General features: G+C 61.0%; 2 protein-coding genes. One reads left to right on the forward strand and one right to left on the reverse strand.

What is annotated here, in order from left to right; all coding sequences use genetic code 11:
- Window positions 1-1,998: molybdopterin-containing oxidoreductase family protein (locus tag NCS28_RS11850; RefSeq protein WP_250514011.1), on the reverse strand; the 1,998-nt coding region annotated here is incomplete at its 3' end.
- 161 nt (window positions 1,999-2,159) lie between these two features.
- On the opposite strand from NCS28_RS11850, the gene NCS28_RS11855 reads away from it, so the two are divergent.
- Window positions 2,160-3,350 carry a M20 aminoacylase family protein gene (locus NCS28_RS11855; protein ID WP_250514012.1) on the forward strand — a complete coding sequence of 397 codons (1,191 nt, stop codon included), beginning with the start codon at window positions 2,160-2,162 and terminating at the stop codon, window positions 3,348-3,350.
- Window positions 3,351-3,497 lie beyond the last annotated feature (147 nt).

The following is a 3,497-nucleotide window of genomic DNA, read 5'->3' on the forward strand; positions in this document are numbered from 1 at the left end:
AGAGGCGAAGCACACCGCCGACAAAAACAACAACCACCACAACACCCCCCCACCGCGGCGCCCGGCGCGGGGGGGGACGGCCCCCCCCCCCCGGGCCTGCATCGAACCGCGGTCGTTGAAGATGCGCACGAGCGCTCCATCGGCGATCCCTCGCGCTTCGGCATCGACGGGATGAATGTCCAGATGAGGCTCTCGTTCCGCCGCGCGCAGGCTCTCGATATTTACGAAGCTGCTGTTCAGGAAATTGCGGGCGGGCGGCGAGATCATCGCGAGCGGATAACGCGCGGCCAGTTCCGGCGAGCCATCCGCGGATTCGTATGGCGGCAGGTAATCCGGCAGCGGGTCAAGGCCTTCGCGTTTCAGGCGCTCGCTGTAGAACTCGCATTTCCCGGACGGCGTGCGGAACGCGCCCTCGGCCAGCGGTGCCTCCGCGATGTCGAGCTTCAGCCAGCCGGACGATTTCAGCGTTTCCCAGCTCTGGCCTTCGAGCGTCGGATCGTCCCAACGGAAAGCATTCGACGCGATTTGCTCGTCGGTCTCGAAAAGCGCGGGTTCGTCGAGGCCGATCGCGCGCGCGAGACCGCGGAAGATCTCGGTGTTCGGACGCGCTTCGCCGACCGGTGGAATCGCCGGGAGATTCGCCATGACATACGTGTGCCCGTACGACTTGTGGACGTCCAGATGCTCGAGTTGCGTCGTTGCGGGGAAGATTAGATCGGCGTAATCCGCGGTATCTGTCTGGAAGTGTTCGAGGACGATCGTGAACAGATCGTCGCGCGCGAAGCCCGCCGCGACCTTCGTCGAATCAGGCGCGACCGCGACAGGATTCGAGTTGTAGACGATCAGTGCTTCGATTTTCGGCCCGAAGTTCTGGTCGCCGGGATGGAGCAGCGCATCGCCGATCGCGTTCATGTTGACCGCGCGCGGCAATTTCGACGGCCATCCGGGTAGCAAATCGGGGCGCTCCAAGGCAGTGCCGTTGATCGGCGTCCATCCTGACGACGAAAGCAGCAGGCCTCCGGCGCGCTCGCGCCACGCGCCTGTCAGCGAGGGCAAGCAGGCTATTGCGCGAACCGCATTGCCGCCGCCGCGCACGCGCTGCATGCCGTAGTTCAGTCGAATCGCGGCTCTTTTCGTCGATCCAAACGCGCGCGCGAGTTCCACGACGATGTTCTCTTCAATGCCGCATATCTGCGCGACGCGTGCCGGTGGGTACTGGGCCGCGCGCGCCGCGAGTTCTTCGAAGCCTGACGTGTGCGCGTTCACATACTCGTGGTCGATGAAATTCTCGCGGATCAGCACGTCGATCATGCCGAGCGCTAGCGCCGCGTCGGTGCCCGGGCGCAGCGCGATGTGCTGATGGCACTTCTCCGCGGTGAGCGATTTGTAGGGGTCGATTGCGATCAGCTTGGCACCTCGTCGCTTGGCTTCCTGAGCGCGCGTCCAGAAATGAAGGCTCGAGGCGATCGGATTTGCGCCCCAGATCAGAATGAGTTCGCTCTCTTCGTAAAACTCCGCGTGCATGCCGAGGCTGGCGCCGTACGTGTAGCGCAGGCCGGCCGCGCCCGCGGCGGCGCAAATGGTGCGCTCCAGTCGCGATGCACCCAGCACGTTGAAGAATCGAGCGGCGATGCTCTCTCCCTGAACCAAACCCATCGTTCCCGCGTAGCTGTACGGAACGATGGCTTCGGGCGCACGCCGAGCGATCGGTTTGAGGCGCTCGGCGGCAAGTTGCAACGCCTCATCCCATCCGATCGGCTCAAAGCGGCCCTCGCCTTTTTTGCCGACTCGCCGCAGAGGAGTCAGGAGACGATCCTTGTGATGCGTGCGCTCTGCATATCGCGTGACCTTCGTGCAAAGCACGCCCTGCGTCGGCGGATGATCGGGATCGCCGCTTATCTTGACCGCTTTGCCTGCCTTTACCGTTACGCGCATCGCGCAGGTATCGGGGCAATCGTGTGGGCATACGGCTCGGGCGAACTCGGCTGGAGCGTTCATCGAAAAGGTCCGGAAATCGGAATAAAAAGCGGCAGATGACGGAATTCTATTACGGCCGCAATGCGACCGACCGTCCGGTGCCGCAAATAGTGGCGGCGTAGAATGGAATGACTCGCGCATTCAATACGCGAAATCCGAATTCAAACGTGAGAGCGGTTCAAATGAATCTGATCCCGGAAATCGAAGCATCCCACGACGAAATCAAAGCGCTCCGACGAACGATCCATGCCCATCCCGAACTCCGTTATGAAGAGGTCGGCACCGCGAAGCTAGTGGCCGAAAGCCTGGAACGATGGGGAATCGAAGTGCATCGGGGATTGGGTAAGACAGGCGTCGTCGGAGTGCTGAAACGCGGCACTGGCGGCGCATCGATTGGGCTGCGCGCGGATATGGATGCGTTGCCCATCCAGGAACTCAATACGTTCGGACATCGATCGACAAACGGCGGCCGCATGCATGCCTGTGGCCACGATGGTCATACCGCAATGCTGCTCGGCGCCGCGAAACATCTGGCTGAGCATGGAAAGTTCGACGGGACCGTCGTTTTCATTTTCCAGCCGGCCGAAGAAGGCGGTGCGGGCGCAAAGGCCATGATCGAGGATGGTCTTTTCAGGCAATTCCCTGTCGACGCCGTGTTCGGCATTCACAACTGGCCGGGCATGCCCGCCGGTCATTTCGGCGTGGTCCAAGGGCCGATCATGGCCTCGAGCAACGAGTTTCGGATCACAGTTCGCGGAACCGGTTCGCACGCAGCCTTGCCTCATAACGGGCGCGATCCGGTTTTCACGGCGGTTCAGATTGCAAACGGGCTTCAAAGCATCATTACGCGAAGCAAGAAGCCGATCGATACGGCGGTGCTGTCCATTACGCAGATTCATGCAGGTGAAGCGGGGAACGTGGTGCCCGACCAGGCTTGGCTCGGCGGTACTGTGCGTACCTTCACGGTTGCGACGCTCGATCTCATCGAAGAGCGCATGCGCAAGATCGTCGAAGCAACTGCTGCCGCGTACGATTGTGAGGTCGAGTTGCAATTCAACAGAAACTATCCGCCGACGATCAACGCAGCCGAAGAGACGAGGTTCGCGGCAGAAGTCATGGCCGAAGTCGTAGGGAAAGATAAGGTCGACAACGCGGTAGAACCGACGATGGGCGCAGAAGATTTCTCGTTCATGCTTCTCGAGAAACCCGGATGCTATGCGTTCCTGGGTAATGGCGACGGTGGACATCGCGAGCAAGGGCATGGCACCGGACCGTGCATGCTGCATAACGCCAGTTATGACTTCAACGATGATCTGCTGTCTGTTGGATCGTCGTATTGGGTGCGTTTGGCCGAGCGATTTTTGGCCCGTTGACGGCTCTGGCGGCGAATGGTCGCTGCATTTCGCTTTGAGCCGTCGCCTTGCGGAAGCCGCGTTTCGAAACGCAAAAACCCCACCTTGCAGGGGTGGGGTTTTTGTTTGGAGCATAAGGAGCCTGACGATTACCTACTTTCACACGGG

This window comes from Caballeronia sp. INDeC2 (assembly GCF_023631325.1).
In the GTDB taxonomy this organism is placed as follows: domain Bacteria; phylum Pseudomonadota; class Gammaproteobacteria; order Burkholderiales; family Burkholderiaceae; genus Caballeronia.